Source organism: Enterobacter sp. P82 (genome assembly GCF_037053385.1).
Taxonomy (GTDB): domain Bacteria; phylum Pseudomonadota; class Gammaproteobacteria; order Enterobacterales; family Enterobacteriaceae; genus Enterobacter.
The window spans coordinates 2,182,245-2,202,088 of record NZ_JBALHX010000001.1 but is presented as its reverse complement, the minus strand read 5'-3'; the positions used below and the strand labels follow the sequence as shown (position 1 = coordinate 2,202,088).

Here is a 19,844-nt window from a genome sequence, read left to right as displayed (position 1 = left end):
CAACGGCAATAAAAAAGGCAGTCCGAAGACCGCCCAATGTTTTGACGAACTATTTATTGCCTCTTCAATGAGGATATACCATGAATGAACAATTCATATATATGACACTAGCCCGTAATATTCACACTGGCCTATATCTAATCAAACTTGGATTCACTACTAATCCAGAAAGAAGACTAAGTGAACTAAGAAACCGTAATTCACATTTTGAGTACTCAGAAATGATGTTATTCAAACACAAGAAAAAACTAATCCACTATGAAATGGATGAAAAGCTAATTCATGCTAAAAATAGGTATTACTGTACTAACATAAGTAAAAGTTCACTACCAGAAGGCAACAGTGAACACTATGAGTCAGTAATAACTAATGAACTATATGAACAACTAGTAGATATGGGTTACAAGTTGATCAACGAACCAGAGCCAGTAAAAGAAACAGCTATGTTTGAGTGGGCGTGATAGTAACAAAAGAACCAGGAAAACAGGACATAAGAGGCATTCTGCCATGAAGCGTAAATACAGTTATAACCAACTACTAAGGAATAGTTATGGAAAACACAAACATACGCACATGGAAGATCCTTGATGAAAATCAAGATACTATTAGATTAGTTGAAATCACATTCTTTGATGAAGAAGCCAGCATTAGAAAGATAGCACTGTTTACTGAAACAGGGATTCTATTTGAATGGACTCCAGACATGTACAGAATCAAAGCTATCGATGATTCATACGATATAACCAATCAAAAAGTATTTGGATTACGCATAATGGGCGATGCTCCAGAAGGGCGTATTAATGATGCTAAAACATGCTACAGATTCAGTGAACAAATCGAACTCACTAACTTAGATGATGATGATCGACTTGATTATCATCTTCTATTTGGACGCTATTAATCACTATATGTCATAAATATCTTAAACACTTGAGGATATTCCTATGACATTTAGAACTGAATTCACACATTACGAAGATGATACTATCTACTTTCTTTATGTTACTAACAACATAAGGATTGAAACTGATGGTACTTCAAACCTTGAGATACAACGCCGCTCAACATTCCGCACTGAACCTTTAGATACTAACAGGTACTTAACTATAGAAGATGATGAAGCGGCTATGTTCCAGGAAAGACTTATAAACCCAGACTTAGAGGACATTATAAAAGCCGTAAAACTCTTTAAGTATTATATGGATGTACTGTGGGAATCATAGACAACAACACTAAAAACATAAGGCTGTACTGTGTCCTAGATGGGGTAGAGTGCTACTTACAACTAAGATCTGACTACTCAAGCGTAACCCTTGGCACAGGCGAAGTACTTACCTTATCCTTTGTACCTATCAGTACGCAAACACTGAATCTAATCATAAGACATACACACGACATTTAATTTTGTAACTTAAACTAAATTTTATTGACAGTGCTTTTGTTATCCGGGAATCTTTTTAGTACTAACAAAACGAACAGGAAGACTACTTGATGAGCACAGAAACTAACAGCAATGGTATTGTTTATGATTTAACAAACACCTCATTCAAATCTCTTATTGAACGTGTCTCAGCACTTAACTTTAAGTTTGAAGACAGCAAAAAAGATATCTTAGAAAAACTCTTCAAAAAAGAGTCAGAGAAAGAAGCAGAAGAATTCATTAATCAATTGCTTCGTATGGCAACTAATCTTACTAACATCGCAAATGCCTATAAGAAAGAAATAGACACTAAAAAAAGTGCTGATATTGCTGCTTCTATTGATCAACTTGATGCTGATACCCGCCAAGTTTTGATTAATCAACTAGTAGAAAAAGGTTTTATCCCAAAACCTGTAGTAGTTGAAATTGAAAGGACTGGAAGAGCTAAAGATAATAGACAAAAATCAAGTCGTACAATGACCACAACAATAATTGTTATTGGTGGTACTGAGTATGAAGTAAAAACTGACGCAAAAACATTCATTGGAAGATCATTTATTGGGATGGATGAAAATGAAGTGAAGTCAGTCTTTAAAGAAAATGGCATTCCTGAAGATAGTGTTAATATTAAGGGTAAAACAGATAAGCCTAAATTTATTGCTAAATATGAAAAAAATTAATTAATCTTAAGTGATAATTAGCCACCTAAAAGGTGGCTTTTTTTATTTAGGGAAATTGAATATTTTTTCTATATCTTGATTGAAGTAAGTCAAATCATTCCTAACATTACGAATCATTGTTGTTAGATTCTCTCTTACATTACTTACTGCTAACTTATTATCTTTGTCATAGGACATAGCAAACTCTATACCCGCAGCATAAAATAAATTTAAATTTGTGAATTTAATTCTTACTTGTTTAGGGTACTCGATGTTCCACCGTTTACAACCATCAAGCTTATTTGATAATGAACTTATTCGAATAACTTCGATATCTATTTCTTGTATCATCGATTTTGAATCAGCTAGTGCTGGGTCAATACATATGAATCGAAAATAGATATCCTCAATTTTCATAATAATTGAATCATAATCTTCAAGCATAGTACTAACATGCTTAAAGCCTTCTTCATTTCGCTTTTGTTTTATCCATTGTGGTGCTGCTTTATACGCAAAGAATGCTACAAGTAGTGTGCCGAATGTAGAAACTGAACTTATAAAATCAGAAACGCTACCCCATTCCAACGTTTTTGTATCAGAGAAGAGTACTTTTAAAAAAGCAAACACCGTTACACTTAAAAGAACTAAAACTGTTATGAAAAGTGCCATATTCAGTTTTTTATAATCCATGAAGAATTATCCAAAATATTTCAGAGTAATGAGTACTTTACCATTAAACGTCCGATGGCGTACACTCCGGTTTCACGCCACATCTACAATGGGGTTTTGGTTTGTTAGGCGTAGGTGTGGCGTGAACTTAGAACGGTAGTTCTTCTTGTCCACAAAACCAATCATCACCATGTTGTTCAATCACACGTTGTTCAGCATGTAGGTATCTCACAGCGTTCAATACATTTTTAAATGGCGTTTCGCTAATCAGTACAAAACAATCCCTTTCCACCGTTCCCAGCCAGAACACCCCGCCTACAGAACCTTCAAATATCACCCGATCACCAAACTTGAATTTATCAAGAGCACTCCCCCAATAACAGACAGTGAACCATACCCCTGCGTGTGAGAACTGGTGAACACCTCTACGTATGGATGGATCGTAACCATTCTTATTGCCCATTCCTTAACCCTCCAAACAAAACCAAGAATACTGTAATTATATACAGTACCAAATAAAACACCATAAAATAGATAAAAACGATCATTTTCAATAAGTTAAGTAATCTTCTTTAGTATGGTTAGTCTTTTATTGATATCTAAAAGCGATCAATAATTGATCATTAACCAATTTTAGAGATAAGCAGGGATGATCAATACAACCTTCATAGCAGAACCAATCATGACAACATCAGGCCAGCTCATAGGCTGTGAACTGTTAACCCGCTTCCATCGTGAAGATCTGCCAGTGCTGAACAGTAAGTACTTCATCATGGCTATGACGGTTGAAGGGAAGAAGGAACTACTGAAACAACAATTGGAGGCCGTAGAAGTTAATGCGTCCTGGTTCAGAGATAACCGGCTTTTCTGTACCGTTAACGTTGATACCGTACAGGCACGGCTATGTGTCTTTGACAGGGATATTATTCAGTTATTGGATAAGCTGGAGTTTGTGAGGCTGGAGATCTCAGAAGATTTTGAAGGTCTTGAAAAGGGTATTGAACATCCGATACTCAGAACATTGTTAAACGTTGGCTATCGCTTGTTCCTTGATGATCTTGGTTCAGGTCGTGCCAATGTCGCAGCACTAACTACTGGATGCTATGAGGCCGTAAAACTTGATAGAGCGTTCTACCGTCAGGAAGCACAGAAACCCACATTCAACGTAATGATGAAGAACATCATGAAGTACTGCCCGTATGTGATCGTAGAGGGAGTAGAGCAACGCCAAGAGCTACGAATATTACGCGATGCTGGAGTAACAGCGGTTCAGGGCTATCTATACCGTTCAGTACCATTCAATAAAGTTCACACACTTCTATAACACCATAGTAAATACCCTATAGACAACAACTATGGGGTATACCTATGAACATCACATTACACTTCCCTAAAGGCTCTACAAGCATCATAGACGGTACTTATACAGGTTATGAGTATTCCCGTACCGATAAGCTAATCAACGCTCATATCACGTTTGATGAATCATACAAGCTATTCATCAACCATCACAGTTTAGTACTCAGCTATAAATACATTACGGTGAATCACCAGCACAGCTACACAATCGGTAGATGGGTTTATGACTGGAACACAATAGGCAATTACAAAGGCTCAGAGCGAGTACACCTCGACTATCTACAGTGCTTGACTCAGGAACTAATACAAGATGAATCATTGAACGGTAGACCTATAGATAACTATCGAATTGCTCTATTAATAAATGAATTCAGAGAAGAAACTTAACCCAACTAACGAGAACGATTATCAAATAGGTTCTCCCTGAACTTTTCAAACACCGCGTAGTTTCGCCGCACCCTTTTTAAAAAATATATAAGGTTTTGAACCTAATTCATTCAATGAGGTTTTATGACATACCTACAAATAGCAAATATATACGGTTATGATCCGGCAACTGTTAGCCGTGATTGGAAAGCCAAAGGCTTAGATATAAGCCAAACAGACGAAGAAATATATCAATGGGTACAGGACAACGTACTAACACCATTGAGAGGACAAACAGATCTAAAAGAAGAAACCCAACGTGAACAATTACGTTTAGCAAAAGCTAAAGCTGACATTGAAGAAATGAATGCGGATCAACTAAGATGTAATTTAATTGAAGTTGATTATGTAACTGAATCACTATCAAGCTACTTACTTCAACTAAAGAACATGTTGCGTAGTATTCCTAACACAACATACGTAGAACTATTCAGTAGTGAAGATGCTAACGCATTGAGGGAAACACTCAAAGATAAAATAGATGAAGTACTACGTGATATTGGAAATTACGAGTACGAGGAAGAAATAGAAGAATATGAAAATGGAATTTCAGAATCAGAAGAAATTATTGAAGATATTGAATCAGGCAGTGAAGAACATCCTACCGCCTCAGAAGATAAAACCGAGTGATTGGGTAGAGAAGAACTTAAAGTTTTGTGATGGTGAGTTACAAGGTTCACCAATGCGTTTATACGAATTCCAGAAAGAACCACTTAACGCAATTATTGAGCCTGGAGTACGTAAGGTTGTGCTAATGAGTTCAGCACAGCTTTTGAAAACAACAATAGTTACTGGTGCTTCATTGTATTTTCTACAGCACGATCCATCAAATATGGTTATTGCTGGTACAACAGCAAACACAGTTAAGAAGTACAAGAATGGTAAGTACGATCCAACAATTCAACTGACACCATCACTTGCTAAATTAATCACGAGTAAATCAGATAAAACAAAAACAAATGATGCCACTACCCAGGAAACAACAGTTGGTACATTCAATTACTTTGTATCTCTTAACTCACCATCTACGCTACGTGGCCTAACTGCTAAACGTGTCTTTTGTGACGAGATCTCAGGCGTTGAGACAGACGGTGATGAAGGGAACCCCATAGCCCTTGTATCACAGCGTTGTGAATCGTTCCGCGATTCCTTAATCATGATGTGTTCCACGCCGTTAGTACCGGATGATCCCATATGCCAGGAATTTGCTATGAGCGATCAGCGTTACTTTCATGTGCCTTGCCCTAAGTGCGGTGATGAACAACGCCTGATATGGGAAAACGTTAAATTCAAATGGAAGGTGATCGACGGTGGCCGCCGTTCTATCCCTGATGCCGATACAGCCTATCTTGAATGCCCGCACTGTAAACACCAGTACAGCGAAGCAGAACGAGTAAGAGCGGTATCTCAAGGACGATGGATCGCAACACATCCAGAGATTAAGGATGTAAGGGGCTACCACATATCACGTTTGTACTCTCCGGTTTCGTCGATCCGCAAGCTGGTACAGGACTTTGCCGAAGCATTTAAGAACTTTGACCATATGCGATTCGTCAATAACGCATTGGGTGAACCGTACATTGATAAAGAAAACGTTGAGCATGATTTAGCACTACTGGAACAGCTACGTGATTTTGATATTGATATTAATAACATTCCTAATGATTGTGTTGGTGTGGGATATGCCGTAGACCAACAATTAGATCGCCTTGAATGTACGTTAGTTGGTATATCAGAAAAGAATTATTATGTACTCGATCATCGTAGCTTTTTTGCAGTGGATTGTAATAAATATGATTCACCAGCTTATACTGAACTACAAAATTTCATAAATAATACTAAGTTAAAAACCAAGAATGGCACGCCACTACGAGTACTTCAAGTATGGGTAGATAGTTCTAACGGTGCGGCAACCAATACGATTTACCGTTTCTGTAATAAAAAAGGGAATGAGATATACAAACCTATCAAGGGTGATGGACGTACAACCATTCCACTATATAAAGAAAGTACATCCGGTGGTTATAAGTTCATGCTATTGAACGTTAACGAAGGTAAGAACCGTATTCGTAAGTTACTAAACGCAGCAATGAACGAAGAAGAACATGAAGGTAAGAAAATCCACTTTAGTTATAGTCTACCTGATGATGCGTTTCTTCAATATACCAGTGAAAAACGTGTAATGAAAGGTGGTCAATTAGTATGGGTGAAACGCAGCGGTTCTAAAGATGATAGAAACGAAATGTTAGATACATTGAATTACTGCCTAATCAGTTTTGAATACATGCTAAACAAACTTGGAACAGACGCGTACAAGAAACTTAGAAATTATAATACTAACGTGGCAAAAGCTAAATACAGTGAAGAAACACAAATCAGTGAATCACCATCAGAACATGTTCCAGTACGTAAACAGCGTAAAAGGCGTATGGTTAGTGGTAGAAACTGGTTTAATGAATAAGGAATAAACATGGCAACACGCAGCGTTGATTTCACCTCAGATATTATCAAAGGTGAAAGCATTGTGTTTAGTTTTGCCGCAGATTCTACAGTAGATATTGTTGGTGTGGATGGTGTAAAGCAATCATACAGCTATCCATACACAACAATAGATACTTCAACATGGAAACCAGGTGCATATACAGCAATTATTAATGATACAACATTTGCTGTACGTACTTTCCAGATAGTAGATCCAACTGCGACAGCTAATAAATACAATCAATACCTATCAATTATTGATGAAATAAATATTGTCATAGAATCCAAAGTACAAGGCGGTGGTGTTATCTCACAGAGCATCAACAATAAAAGCCTAACAACTGAATCTATGGACTCATTACTAAGACTACGTACCCACTATATGAAACTTGCTAATCAAGAATTAGCACGTATGAAAGGGCTTTCCTCTGGTAATCCAATTAAATCTATAACAACTTTTAACAGGGGTAAATAATGTTCTGGAAAAAGAAACGAATTGATGAACCTGTACAAGAACCACAACAACCAAAACAATTTGAACGTAAGCAGCTAACCGATAATGCACTAAAACGTGAACTAAAAGAAATCCGTACTAACTCACAATCACCGATTATCAGTTTTGGATTCTCAGCAGGTAATACGGCAGGTAATATTAATAGTATTATCAATATGACGTTGCCAACATTAGTAGCTAAATCACGTGAACTAAGTCTAAACAACGGTATAGCAAGAAAGTACTTTCAAGTGAACTCTGATGGCGTTACAGGGGCATCCGGTTTATATATTCGTCCTGATGTAAATCTTCATGATGATAATGAAGAAAACTTAGCTATCAATGAAGAACTTGAACACTTGTTCTATAAGTACGCAGAAAATCCAGAAGCATTTAGTATGAATGGCAAGATGGACTTAGCAGCATTCCAGCGTTTAGTAGAACGTACACGTAGTATTGACGGTGAAGCGTTTATTATTGTTCATGATGTTAACGGTACTGTTAAGTTTGAACTCATTGACACTATGCGAGTACCTGTAATTGGTAATCGTATTTTTGATGATGGTAGTTATGTATCTAACGGCATCCATTTTGATCAACATGGAAAGGCTATTGAGTACTATGTAACTAAGGTTAATCCAACTTCATATACATATGAGATTGGCAACTATGACATTATCCCAGCATCCAGAATGCTTCACCTGATGATTGAAGATTATCCAAATCAACAGCGTGGTATTCCAGATATCGTAGCTGGTACTACATTACTAAAAGACCTTGAAGCATTCATTAAAGCAGCAATCATATCTAAAAAACTTTCAGCCTCAGCAATGGCATTCATTACTAACTCAGCAAGTAATGATGAAGATGTTGATTTTATGAAAGGATATGAACCTGATTACTATGAAAATGACAGCCTACAAAGTGGTGCTTTAGTCGAACTTCAACCAGGGCAGAACGTAACGAGTGTAAACCCAAATGGGGCAACAGATGGTATTACCGAATTCGTTAATGCTCAGATGCAACAGATCGCTATGTCTCTTGGTATTACTGAACAATCGCTAAGTGGTAGTACTGCTAATGCGTCATTCTCAGCAGCGAAGCTAACAGATCGCCTACAACGTCAAACATTTAAAACACGTACAAATGCTTTAACCACATTCGTACTAAAACCAATTTATTCACGTTGGCTAAAAGCTGAAATGTTACGTAATAAGGGCTTGAACCTTAATTTTAGTGATTTCGATAAATTAGTAAATGCTAAATACGTTAGTGAATTCGTTGAATCACTTGATCCTCTTAAAGATGTACAAACACAGGTATTAATGATCGATAACAAGATCAAAAGCCGTTCTATGGTCGTTTCTGAATTTGGCTATGACCCATATCAAGTACTGAAAGAAATTGAACTGGAGGAAGCACAAACAATAAATACTACAAAGGAAGTTATTCAGGATGAAGAAACCACTAACGAGGGAACTAAACCTACAGAAGATAAATAAAGCTATTGATGTAGAGAATCGAACAATTGAAATTGCCTTTGCCAGTGAAACACCTGTTAAACGTGATTTTGGTGAAGGGCTTGGTGTACTAAATGAAATTCTTAAATGTACTCCAGATGCCGTAAATCTTTCTCGCCTACTTAATGGTGCTCCATTACTAATAGAACATGATTTCACTCGACAAGTGGGAGTTGTATTAGATGCGAGAGTAGACAGTGATCATGTATGCCGTGCGACGGTAAAACTATCTTCAATTCAAGCAGCAGAAACTATTTTTACAATGATTCAGGAAGGTATCCGTACAAAGATTTCAGTAGGGTACAACATTGAATCATACCATATCGAAGGTGAAAACCTAATTGTAGATCTTTGGTCGCCATATGAAGTAAGTAGCGTATCTGTACCCGCAGATGATTTTGTTGGTGTTTCACGTTCACTAAATACAAATAAAATTCAACTTAGTGAAGGTGAACAAATGGAACTTGAAAACCAACAAGAAGAACTACGAGTTAATGACGTAGAAGAAACAGAAGTTGAAGTACAAGAAAGTACTGAAACAGAAGAAGTAGAAGTATTAGAAACTCCAGAAGAAGTACAAGAACCTGTAGAAGAAACAGAAGTATTAGAAACCGAAGAAGTAGTACAAGAACCTATTGATGAAGCTGAAACAGAAGAAGTACAGGAAAGTACTGATGATGTTGAAGTAGAAGCACAAGAACGTGCCGCACTAAATAAAGGTGAATCTGACGAATATCGAATTCGTGAGTTAACCGCTATTGCTGAACTCTACAACGTAGATAGTTCGGAAGCAATTAAATCAGGTGTATCAGTTGAACAGTTTAAACAGGAAGTTCAAACCAGATCCCTAAATAAAGAAACAAATCTAATTAACAAGGATGTTAATCTTATGAAAAAAAATGTAATTGGTGAACTAATCCGTAGTATCAACGAAGATAACTTTGATTCTGTAAAGGTTGAACTTGAAAAAGGTCAACGCGGTTTCAAAATGGATTTTTCACGTGCTCTTGGTGCTAATACCGATACTCAAACAGCAGCAGGTACAGTTAAAACTGTTTATGCGGATTCTTATCTAACCGCTCTATTGGCTCAATCCATTCTTGGTAGCCTAAATCCAACTATCTATAGTGGCCTTGCTTATCGTGGTGTACTTTCTATTCCTCGTCTAACTGGTCTAACTCCAGCGGCTCCAGGTAACTTTAAGTTCTACGAAGAAGGTGATGCGGTAACAGAATCTATTTCTAACTTTGATTCAATCAAGCTATCTCCAAAAATGTTCGCGGGTTCTGTACCAGTAACTAAGCAACTAATGCTAAGTTCTGATACCGCAGCTACTTTTGTTCAAGATGCCCTAATCCGCTATGCGGCTAATGGTCTTGAAGCTCAGATCTTCTCTACCCTACAGGCAGCTATTCCAGAAGTGGAAACCGCAGCAGTAGGTACTATGACCGTAGCAGACGTACAAGAAGCTATTAAAGCACTTGGTGTTGCTAACGTTGATGTACGTTCTTGTGTCGCAGTCATGCACCCAAGTACATTGGCTAAACTACGTCAAACCGCAGTAATGGGTAACACCGCAGCCGTATCTATGGTTGAAGGTCATCGTTTTGATATGTGGCTAAACGATGAAGTACGTGTAATTGAATCTACCTTTGTTGAAGCTGATTCTGTAATCATCGGTGATTTCCGTAACCTAATCATTGCTAACTGGTCAGACGGTCAAGAAATTGATGTAGACACTACTACTCACCGTGCCGCACAAATTACTGTATTCCGTTCATTCCAGTACTTAGCAACTGCTATTGCTCATGATGAAGCGTTTGTAAATCTAAAAATTAAATCCGCTTAATGGTGAAATAAATGAGAGCATTTTTTAGTAACTCACAATCAGAGTCACTACTTAATGCTTTTGGTGAAAAGCTCGTCATTGTTCAAGATGGTGTATCAATAACGATTACCGCAATTTTTGAACAAGACGAGCTTTTTTTCGATGATAGTCAAACTACCGTAACATATTTTAGTGCTAAGTCAGGAATTAAACTAAATAGCACCTTCACGATTGATAACACCGAATACGTAGTAAATAGAATAGATGATGATACGAGCGGTATCTCTAACTATCACTATGTTCGCAAGATCGATTTAGAAGAGGAAATATAATATGTTCACGGCAGACTATTCAATAAGAAAGTATTTGATTAATAAATTAGCAGTGATTGTTAATTTACAATATCCATCAAAAGCATCAGTAGATAATACTACAATGGTTTACATTGGTGATTCTTCTGTACAACGTACACAGATAGCTAAAGCAAATCAAATTGTAAACAATCAAATCGTACCTTCAACTATTAGAAATTTATGTGAATTTCGAGTTGAGTTTGTAGCTGTCGGACAATCATTTAAAAGTGCTTCAGATGAAATAGAAAAGATTCTTGAAGCACTTTATACATCTGGTTTCTTTGATGAACTAAACCAGCAACTTCCAATGCCATTATTCAATATCCGTATTGAAGATAGCCTAATGACTACTCAAGCCGAAGCAACGGAAACCGCTTATGTACACACGCAAACTCTATCTTTTAGCTATGGGGAATAATTATGGCTCAAACATTTTTAGGGAATCTAACTACAGTATGGATTAATACCGATACAACCAACGTTGATCCAAATGCCCGTACTTTTGTTCAAGTAGAAAACCTTTCAGCATTTCCAAGTTTTAATGAATCAACTTCTGTTTCAACTGTAGAAACATATGATAGTACTTACACCTCTAAAGTAGCGGGTGATAGTTCATATGGTGATATGACTATTTCAGTTAACTATATTCCAGGTGAAAACGCCGTACTTGATTCTGTTGTTGATTCTCAGCAATTAGTACAGGTCAAGGTAGAAATGCTTGATGAAGGTTCAAACGATACTACCGTAAACTATGTGCTTTACAACGGTTACTTATCCAGCGTTTCCGATACGTCGGATATGGATCAGGTTGTTACCCGCTCATACGTATTCACACCAGAAAGCCAGGTATCAGCAGGTATTCTTGATGAGTCAGTAGTTGAACTCTATCGCGGTGATTGGGGTGTTGGTTCGAACGGTAACGAGTTTCCAAGCTATCAAGGCCGTGACGGTAACTCATTCGTTAAGATCGCAGCAGCCAACGCACCAACAGGTGTTGATATGTTGGGTATCACTAACCTTGATGGTTCTAACGGTACTCAATTGGTAATGAGCAAAACCGGTACGCCAGTACTCAACTTTCGTAACTTCTCAACAGCAAGTAACGGGGCATGGTACAAGGTCTACACCAGTGCTGATAAACCAACGCTAACAGAACTTGGTGCGGCAGCCGCTACCGATCTCAGTAACTACGTACCAATCACACGTACTGTCAATGGTAAAGCACTTACAGCTAACATTACTCTGGTAGCAGCAGATATTAGTGATGTTTACTCTAAGACCTACATTGATTCAAACGTAGTACCGAAAGTGTTTCAATTAAATGGACACGCATTATCAGGAACGGCGTTGAACTTAGTAGCGGCAGATATACTTGATGTGTATTCACAGACACAGGCTAATAATACCTTTGTAGCTAAAACAGTTACTGTTAACGGATTGCCTTTAAGTAGCAATATCACACTAACGGCAGCACAACTTACTGATATGGCATCTTTAGCATATAGTAATAGTACTTATGTGCCTAAGACGTTCTTAATCAATAACAAGCCATTATCTGGTACTAACATTCAATTAGTAGCAGCAGATATTAGTGATGTATATTCCCGTACTGAAAGCAACGGATTGTTTGCGTTACGTATCACTACAATTAACGGTTATGCTTTAAACAGTAACGTAACCTTGAACTATAACGATGTAGGAACGTATTCAAAAGCACAAATTGATGCCAAAGATGCCGCACTACAAGCGAACATTGATACCAAAGTAACTATCACTCAAGACCTTCTAACAATAAATAACGTAGAAGATACATTAGAACTTGATATGTCTGATGGTAAACGTGTTTTCAAAGCAACTCTAACAGCACCAGTAACACAACTCAGTGTTATAAATGCGAGTGGAAGTAATTTAAACAGCCAAACTATCACGATGTTATTAACACAAGGAACAGGGGCAAATAAAATTTCATGGCCTTCTAATGTTAAATGGTCTTATGGGCGTGAACCAGTATTAACCTTTACGAAAGATTCAATTGATGTAATTCAATTCTTGTCAATAGATGGAGGAAGTACCTGGTACGGCTCCTTACTAATGGCGGATCTACAAGAATGATAAGAAAACAAAATATCAGCAATGCCCAACAGATGATTGAAGGGCATTGGAAATTTTTAGAACGTAATACTGGTTTAGTTAATGATAATAAAACAGATCACTATGTACTAAACCCACAAAACGTTATATGTAACAACAGGCATTTTATAGCGGAAACGGGATGGGAAGCACAACCGGACGGTGATGCAACCACAGAAGGACAATCCTTAGCAATTCTTGGTGCTATCTATGCGTATCAGGCAACCAAAGAACCGTACTACCTACAACGTGCTAAAGACTTTTTCAACGCCTATCACATGGCGTTCTTCCGTGGTGTAGCGTTTCCTGATCCACCTGATGGTTCATTGCGTTGTAACTGGATCTGTAACGGTAAGGCTCCAGTACTGGCACATTACCCATTAGATCCAGAGTATCCAACTCACGGCGGGTTCAAGGGCGTATTGTTCACATGGACGAACGGACAAACACAGATACCTCATGGTTCACCTAACTACGGTGAATACCTCGATGCTGTTTGGTTTGCCTTTCCCGAAAGAGCGGGGCTTGGTTGGAACCAGGTTAACGCAACTGCCTACGCATGGTTAGCCAGTGAAGATAGCATTGATTGGGATACTAAAGCCCCTACCTATGATGTTGATTGGATTGTAGACCGTACAGGCCGCAAGATAGATAGCAATGGTGATGTACTGGCAGAAGGACTAACAAGCCAGATTGGTACAGTCCAGCTCAAGGACACGTCTATTAACGGTAATTACCGATTCAACTACGCCACAAAGAACCCTGTATCAGAGGGTGGTTATCTGATGGGGCGTAATGAACGTTGGCACAACAGGCCAGTAAACGTACCCATTGATAACTACGGTTCACTTGATTTCGCTGATAACGCATCAGATGCTGAATTGTGGTTCTGTCAGGCGGCAAAGCTACTATGGGATATCACAGGCGATCGTATCTATTACTTAGCATGGCAGAACTCACTACTTACATGTATTGGATATTCTGATATTGATAAATTTGATATGTTCTTTCGTAAAAGTACACTTGCTATAACGCCGTTTACTGATGGTATTTCATATGATTATTTCTATCCAAGTAATCAAGTAGCATCATATTCACGTGATTCAGACGGCTATATAGTCATTAATCAAAGTGCCTCAGCACAAACAACACTTGAACAACAATCTATATGGTTCAAATTTAATAATAGTTCAACTTTCCATGTTGAATATAGTGGTGTTGATACTACTGGCAAACCATTAAGCCTTGCTGTAGCAATGACAGTGAATAAAACTAAAACAGAAGATGGTGCTATTAGATACCGTTGTGGTTTACCCATTACTAATACTGATAATAGTATTATATCAATGGATATACCGATGAACCATTTCACCAGAATTGCTAAACCAGACGGTGGACAGTACTTAACAGCAGATATGCGTATGATTTCCGATTATGGGGATAATACAGTAACTACCTTACAATATGTTTCCGGTATTGCTGGAACATACTATGACAACGTGATTTCTACTACTATGGATTCTGACGGTAGTTCTACAGTTGGTTTCTGGATCTTTGATGATGAAACACAGGATTTAAACAGCTTCACATACAGAACATATGCTGATGATTTTAATATCCGTATTGTTGATGATCTTGGTTGGCGTTGGTGGGCTATGCTACCAGCAAGTAACGGGGCATGGGTAACACAAACGTTTAATGTACTGGATTTTAAATTGAGTTCTTATCAACCGGATCATGAAGAAGGTGATGAACAACCAGGACAACCAACACTAACAGGACGTACAGAGTTTACACTATTACTTGATACCGATCCGGTTGATGGTGTCTCAGGGCGTATTGATTGGTATTGTGTTAACGATTTACCAGCACTCTATAACGATGGTGGTACAGGTGATTATTCAGTGTTAGTAAGTTTAACATTCAATGATAGTACTGGTAATGGATATACAGCACGTTTAGGTGATTGTGTAATTCGTAATTACATGCTTGATAGCCTTTCATATACACCAGGACTAATACCATTCAGTAACATCACAGATCCATATGCTCAATTGTATTCCGGTTGGCGTGGATTACCATACCCTGGGTATCAATTGCCCGCGATTTGGTGCTTTAAGGGTACGACAATTGATCAAACCAGACTAAATAATAGTATTAAGTTCTTATGTGATGCTCAGGACTGGTTTACTAATAAATTCCATCCTACTTTACCTGGTCCGTGTGCTCAGGCTTATGTATGGAACCGTCAGGACGCTTTAGCATATGCCCCTGATGGTAAACCGGATCAATTCATTATGCAGCACTGGTATGAAGAAGCATGGTCAGGTTATGAACCTCGTGCGTTCTTTGCAGGTTGTGATGTAGTTCATGAGCTATATCAACGTGGTGATTATGCTATTCCACAGAACATTATCACTTACAGTAAGAACTGGATGAATTACTTAAAGTGGTTTATGAAAAATAATGATGGCCACGCACCAACACGATTTAAAGATGATGGTGAAGTAATTTATGATGGGTTTACAGGTCATATGTCTGGTTTGTGGCTTGCTGGTGCTTCAATGATGGCAATAGCAGGTTATCCAGATCACGAATTACTTGATTTACTATTCGCGGAAATTCAACAGAACTATAACATAGTTTCAGCTAATCACGTAATGAATGGTGGATGGTCATCAGCTATCAGAAGTGGAACACCTACAACACCAGAGAATAATTCAATGTTCTTTGGATTCTATACAGGTGAACTACTAAGAGGTTTAGCACTTTACATGAAGTACTACAACCAACATATATAAATAAACAGAAGGGGTATCAAGGACTGATTCCCCAAATATATAAAGGAATATTAAATATGGCTTTTAATTCTATTTTTGTAGGCAATAATGTAAAAGTTGAAATCGCTAATGCTCCAGCGGGTGGCGGTCAGGCAACTACCTTTACTGTTGTTGAAGAAGTTGGTGCTTTTCCATCAGCGGCAGGTGCGGAATCTAACGTTGTTAGTGTGAACACTTTCGGTCAACAGTACGCTAAGAAATTGCTTGGTTCTCGTTCAGTACCGGATCTAACTCTAACTGTTAACTGGAAACCAGGTGCGACAGGTCAAGAAATGCTTGCGGCAGCCGCAGCAGCACAAACACTAATCCAGGTTAAAGTAACCTATTTCCAGAATATTGATGATCAAGATGGTGCCGCTTATTACAGCATCGTAAACGGTTATGTAAGTTCTGATGTAGTTAATGGTGATTTTGACGGCGTGGTTACTCGTGATTTCGTTGTTTCCGTTACTGGTGCTCCAATTGCGGTTGGTGAAGTTACTCGTGCGTAAGTACTAAATACTACAAACCAACTAACAAGGATAAAGCGAAATGGATTTTACTAATCTTATGAATGCTATTGGTGTGAAGTTAACACCAGTAGTACTAACACCAGAATGTACTGTATACATCAAACTACCAACTATTACCCAACACGCAGAAGTTTCAGATCCATATAAAGCGATCTTCTATTGTGTGGTTGATGAAAGTGGTAAACAGATTTTTGATTCACCTGAACAAGTTGAACAGAATGTAGATTTAACAGTACAACTAAAACTAAATGCCGAGATCGGTAATGTGTTTGCCAAATCCTTTAATGTTGAGGATGTAGAGGTAAAGTAAGACGCGATCCGATTCTCAGACTATCACTATCTTTATTGTATAACAGCGGGTGTAGTGTGGATGATCTCTACACTATGCCCGTTTTGCTTTTCTTCTACCTATTAGTTTTCAAAGAATCGGTTGATCCTGATTCATCACAAATTGAACAAATCAGGCATACAGAACTACTACAGGCAATATGGTTAAGTACTGGCAATATCAAGAAAGAAGATATACCGAAATTTAGTATCTATGAACTCGATTCATTGAACATTATTTCAAATAAAACCTTAGCTGAACAACAAGCAGAGAGGGAGAAGAAGATCGCAGAACAACAAAAAGCAAACATGCTTAATTGGATGGGAGTAAAGCCACATGGCAAACAATAATAAACAATCAATGATATTTGAAATCACAGGTGATGAATCTGGATTACAAAAATCATTAAAAAACGCAGCAAATGATATAGGTGATTTTGGGGATCGTGCTGGCGGTGTGTTCGGTAGTTTCAACACCGGACTATCAACCACGGCTAAAGCTATGTCTGGTTTCGCTGGTGCGGTAGGGGTGGCAGGTATCGCCATTGCCGCCACATTAGCCAACGTTCAAGCTCAATCAGAAAAGGCGTTTGAAGTCTTTCAGGCAGCATCACTATCACAAACTGGCATAGTACAGATACAACAGGCGGCTAATATGTTTGCGGGTGTTGGTCTGACTATGGATCAAGTAGCCGATCAGATGAAAGATGCTAAGGATAAGTTAGGCGATGCTATCACGAATAACGCTGGCTCTATGCTAACCGATGTGATTCAACCATTGAAGTTGAATATGTTTGAGTTACAGAAAGCAGCAGAAAACGGTGAAGATATTATTGCTAAGATTTACTATCAAGCTAAACAAATGGGCTTTAGTCAGGCTCAGATTGTACAGATGATGGAAACCGTAGCTAACGATGCTACTAAACGCATGACTGTATATAGAGAATTCAGTACTGAACAAGAGTACCAAAATAGCCTTGCTAATGAAACTATACAGTTAACAGCAGAGCAATCACGACAATTTGAAGAATATAGAACGGCAACTAATAATCTATCAAGGGCGTGGGATGCGTGGCGAAATTCAACACTTGCCCCTGTTGCTAAAAGCCTTGCTGATATTCTTGATTTAATGACTAAGATACTTAACAGTAAGCCAGTGGCAGCAGCCGCAGCCGCTACGAGTAAGCAGGGTATACAGGCAGTACAGGAATACCAAAAACAGTACCAACAGCAGATACAAAAAAACTCTTCTATCTATGGTGCTCAGATGGTAGAAGATCAGCAGAAGCAACAAGAAGCTAATAACAAAACCTTTGAGAATCTTTTAGCTAATCTTGATGCCGCACATAATCTACTTGATAAACAGAAAGAAGAATACAATAAAGGCTCAGATAGAAGTGTTATTGATACAGCGTTGAAACCTTATCTTTCAGCTAAGCAGAAGACACAAGCACAGATTAATACACTTGATGCTACTCACAAACAATTACGAGCAACAATTAAAGATTCTTTAGTACGTGCATATAAGGGTGATGAAGCGGCAATGAATGCCGATTTAGCTAAACTTGATGAAGGTTATAAAGCTAACCGAGAGAAGTTAGTAAAAAGCCTAACAGCCGATGAAGATAAAGCACGTGAAGATAAAGCTAAGAAAGATGAAGCAGCAGCCAAGAAAGCACAAGCCGCACAAGATAAACTTAATGAACAAACTAAAAGAGCAAAAGCACTATTAGAACAAACTCTATCACAGATCGGTACTAACGAAGCTCAGATACGTATTACTCGTTTTAACTATGAACAAGATGAAATTGAAAAACGTATCAGTACAGCAGGTAAATTAGCTGGTAAGAGTGAAACTGAAATTACAGCAATGTTAGATCAGCAATATAAAAGCCGTGCGACTAAGTACAAAACTATGGTTGATGAAATGCTTGCTGAAACAGACCGTTTAAAACAAGCACAAAACATTGCCGCAATTGCCAGTGATCCGAATGCCACACCAGAGGCTAAAGCCAAAGCAGCAGCAGCGGGTAAGACATGGACAGGTGGCACAGCAAGTCAGGGATTAGGGTATACAAACCCATTAGACTTCTCACCAGATCCAACGAAAGTACAGCAAGTAAACACTGAACAGCAAGAGAACCAGGATGGGGCTAAAGCTCTATACGATGCCAAAGTAATTGGGTTCCAGGAGTACCAGGATCAGCTAACAGCGATTCAGGCCAACGCCGATATGAAACGTGGTCGATTAACCGCAGACGCACTAACCAGTACTTTAGGTATGTGGCAAGCGGGGGCAGGTGATGTAGGAACTATCATGGCTGGGGTTTTCGGTGAGTCATCAGCAGCGGCTAAGGCAGCTTTTGCCGTAAGTAAAGGTATTGCTATTGCTCAGGCAGTGATCAACATCCAGCAGGGCATATCCGAAGCTATCAAACTTGGATGGCCTATGGGGATCGCAGCAGGTCTACAGGTAGCAGCTCAAGGTGCGTCCATTGTCCGTACTATCAAAGGTACAGCTATCCAGGGGCAAGCCCATGATGGTTGGGATTCACTACCAAGTACTGGTACATACAATCTTGAAAAAGGCGAACGTGTAGTAGGTAAATCACTAAACCAGGATTTAACAAAATACTTGAGTAATCAGGATGGTAGTAAATCAGGTGATATTAAGATTGACGCACCGTTAATTATTAATAGTAATGGTCAAATCTCAGATTCAGATTTCCAAAAGATGTGTGATAAACACGCTGATACTATTGTTCAGGCAACACGTAAATCTCAGAAGAATAACGTATAAATATCATATAGCCCACATGGATTGTGG

20 protein-coding genes are annotated in these 19,844 nt (G+C 38.4%); 18 read left to right on the top strand and 2 right to left on the bottom strand.

The annotated features are described in order from the left end of the window. Positions 1-80: 80 nt before the first annotated feature. The 4 genes from WB237_RS10515 (at position 81) to WB237_RS10500 (ending at position 2,100) form a co-directional block, all read left to right on the top strand. Positions 81-461: a GIY-YIG nuclease family protein gene (locus WB237_RS10515; protein ID WP_097494981.1), complete on the top strand. Its 381-nt coding sequence runs from the start codon at positions 81-83 to the stop codon at positions 459-461. Positions 462-550: 89 nt separating this feature from the next. Then, positions 551-901 carry a hypothetical protein gene (locus WB237_RS10510; RefSeq protein ID WP_336212861.1) on the top strand — a complete coding sequence of 117 codons (351 nt, stop codon included), beginning with the start codon at positions 551-553 and terminating at the stop codon, positions 899-901. 43 nt (positions 902-944) lie between these two features. Then, a complete protein-coding gene (locus WB237_RS10505) occupies positions 945-1,223 on the top strand; it encodes a hypothetical protein (protein ID WP_336212860.1) in 279 nt (92 codons plus the stop codon). A 268-nt stretch (positions 1,224-1,491) separates the two neighbouring features. Further along, positions 1,492-2,100 carry a hypothetical protein gene (locus WB237_RS10500; protein WP_252056033.1) on the top strand — a complete coding sequence of 203 codons (609 nt, stop codon included), beginning with the start codon at positions 1,492-1,494 and terminating at the stop codon, positions 2,098-2,100. Between the two features lie 42 nt (positions 2,101-2,142). Here the strand turns inward: WB237_RS10500 and WB237_RS10495 are convergent, their stop codons facing one another. Together WB237_RS10495 and WB237_RS10490 are read right to left on the bottom strand one after the other, a co-directional pair. Then, positions 2,143-2,769: a hypothetical protein gene (locus tag WB237_RS10495; protein ID WP_336212859.1), complete on the bottom strand. Its 627-nt coding sequence runs from the start codon at positions 2,767-2,769 to the stop codon at positions 2,143-2,145. A 127-nt stretch (positions 2,770-2,896) separates the two neighbouring features. Continuing rightward, complete coding sequence (locus WB237_RS10490) at positions 2,897-3,211, bottom strand: hypothetical protein (RefSeq protein ID WP_336212858.1); 315 nt, start codon at positions 3,209-3,211, stop codon at positions 2,897-2,899. A gap of 186 nt (positions 3,212-3,397) precedes the next feature. Here WB237_RS10490 and WB237_RS10485 point away from each other — a divergent pair, with 186 nt between their 5' ends. The 14 genes from WB237_RS10485 to WB237_RS10420 all read left to right on the top strand — a co-directional run bounded on the left by WB237_RS10485 (position 3,398) and on the right by WB237_RS10420 (position 19,817). Further along, the gene (locus WB237_RS10485) at positions 3,398-4,072 is read left to right on the top strand and encodes an EAL domain-containing protein (protein ID WP_063161247.1); all 675 of its coding nucleotides are present in this window, start codon (positions 3,398-3,400) and stop codon (positions 4,070-4,072) included. A gap of 545 nt (positions 4,073-4,617) precedes the next feature. After that, the gene (locus tag WB237_RS10480; protein ID WP_336212857.1) at positions 4,618-5,163 is read left to right on the top strand and encodes a hypothetical protein; all 546 of its coding nucleotides are present in this window, start codon (positions 4,618-4,620) and stop codon (positions 5,161-5,163) included. Next, positions 5,075-6,994 (top strand): terminase gpA endonuclease subunit, encoded by a 1,920-nt coding sequence (locus tag WB237_RS10475; protein ID WP_336212856.1) that lies wholly within the window; start codon positions 5,075-5,077, stop codon positions 6,992-6,994. The genes WB237_RS10480 and WB237_RS10475 overlap by 89 nt, the downstream gene beginning before the upstream one ends. Positions 6,995-7,003: 9 nt before the next feature. After that, positions 7,004-7,489: a hypothetical protein gene (locus WB237_RS10470; protein ID WP_058681385.1), complete on the top strand. Its 486-nt coding sequence runs from the start codon at positions 7,004-7,006 to the stop codon at positions 7,487-7,489. Further along, positions 7,489-9,009: a phage portal protein gene (locus WB237_RS10465; protein ID WP_336212854.1), complete on the top strand. Its 1,521-nt coding sequence runs from the start codon at positions 7,489-7,491 to the stop codon at positions 9,007-9,009. The genes WB237_RS10470 and WB237_RS10465 overlap by 1 nt, the downstream gene beginning before the upstream one ends. Beyond that, the gene (locus tag WB237_RS10460) at positions 8,963-10,876 is read left to right on the top strand and encodes a phage major capsid protein (RefSeq protein ID WP_336212853.1); all 1,914 of its coding nucleotides are present in this window, start codon (positions 8,963-8,965) and stop codon (positions 10,874-10,876) included. Before WB237_RS10465 ends, WB237_RS10460 begins: the two co-directional genes overlap by 47 nt. A gap of 11 nt (positions 10,877-10,887) precedes the next feature. Then, complete coding sequence (locus WB237_RS10455) at positions 10,888-11,187, top strand: hypothetical protein (RefSeq protein ID WP_284006376.1); 300 nt, start codon at positions 10,888-10,890, stop codon at positions 11,185-11,187. A gap of 1 nt (position 11,188) precedes the next feature. After that, positions 11,189-11,626, top strand: coding sequence for a hypothetical protein (locus WB237_RS10450; RefSeq protein WP_039261833.1), 438 nt, complete (start codon positions 11,189-11,191; stop codon positions 11,624-11,626). Between the two features lie 2 nt (positions 11,627-11,628). Beyond that, positions 11,629-13,320, top strand: coding sequence for a hypothetical protein (locus WB237_RS10445; protein ID WP_336212849.1), 1,692 nt, complete (start codon positions 11,629-11,631; stop codon positions 13,318-13,320). Then, entirely contained in the window at positions 13,317-16,139 is a 2,823-nt protein-coding gene (locus tag WB237_RS10440) for a hypothetical protein (RefSeq protein WP_336212847.1), read from the top strand. The genes WB237_RS10445 and WB237_RS10440 overlap by 4 nt, the downstream gene beginning before the upstream one ends. A 56-nt stretch (positions 16,140-16,195) precedes the next feature. Then, the gene (locus WB237_RS10435) at positions 16,196-16,669 is read left to right on the top strand and encodes a hypothetical protein (RefSeq protein WP_095439918.1); all 474 of its coding nucleotides are present in this window, start codon (positions 16,196-16,198) and stop codon (positions 16,667-16,669) included. Positions 16,670-16,709: 40 nt separating this feature from the next. Beyond that, positions 16,710-17,000, top strand: coding sequence for a hypothetical protein (locus tag WB237_RS10430; RefSeq protein WP_095439919.1), 291 nt, complete (start codon positions 16,710-16,712; stop codon positions 16,998-17,000). Between the two features lie 56 nt (positions 17,001-17,056). Next, positions 17,057-17,368: a hypothetical protein gene (locus tag WB237_RS10425; protein WP_139152905.1), complete on the top strand. Its 312-nt coding sequence runs from the start codon at positions 17,057-17,059 to the stop codon at positions 17,366-17,368. Next, on the top strand, positions 17,355-19,817 hold the full coding sequence (locus tag WB237_RS10420; protein WP_095439920.1) for a hypothetical protein: 2,463 nt from the start codon (positions 17,355-17,357) through the stop codon (positions 19,815-19,817). The genes WB237_RS10425 and WB237_RS10420 overlap by 14 nt, the downstream gene beginning before the upstream one ends. Positions 19,818-19,844 lie beyond the last annotated feature (27 nt).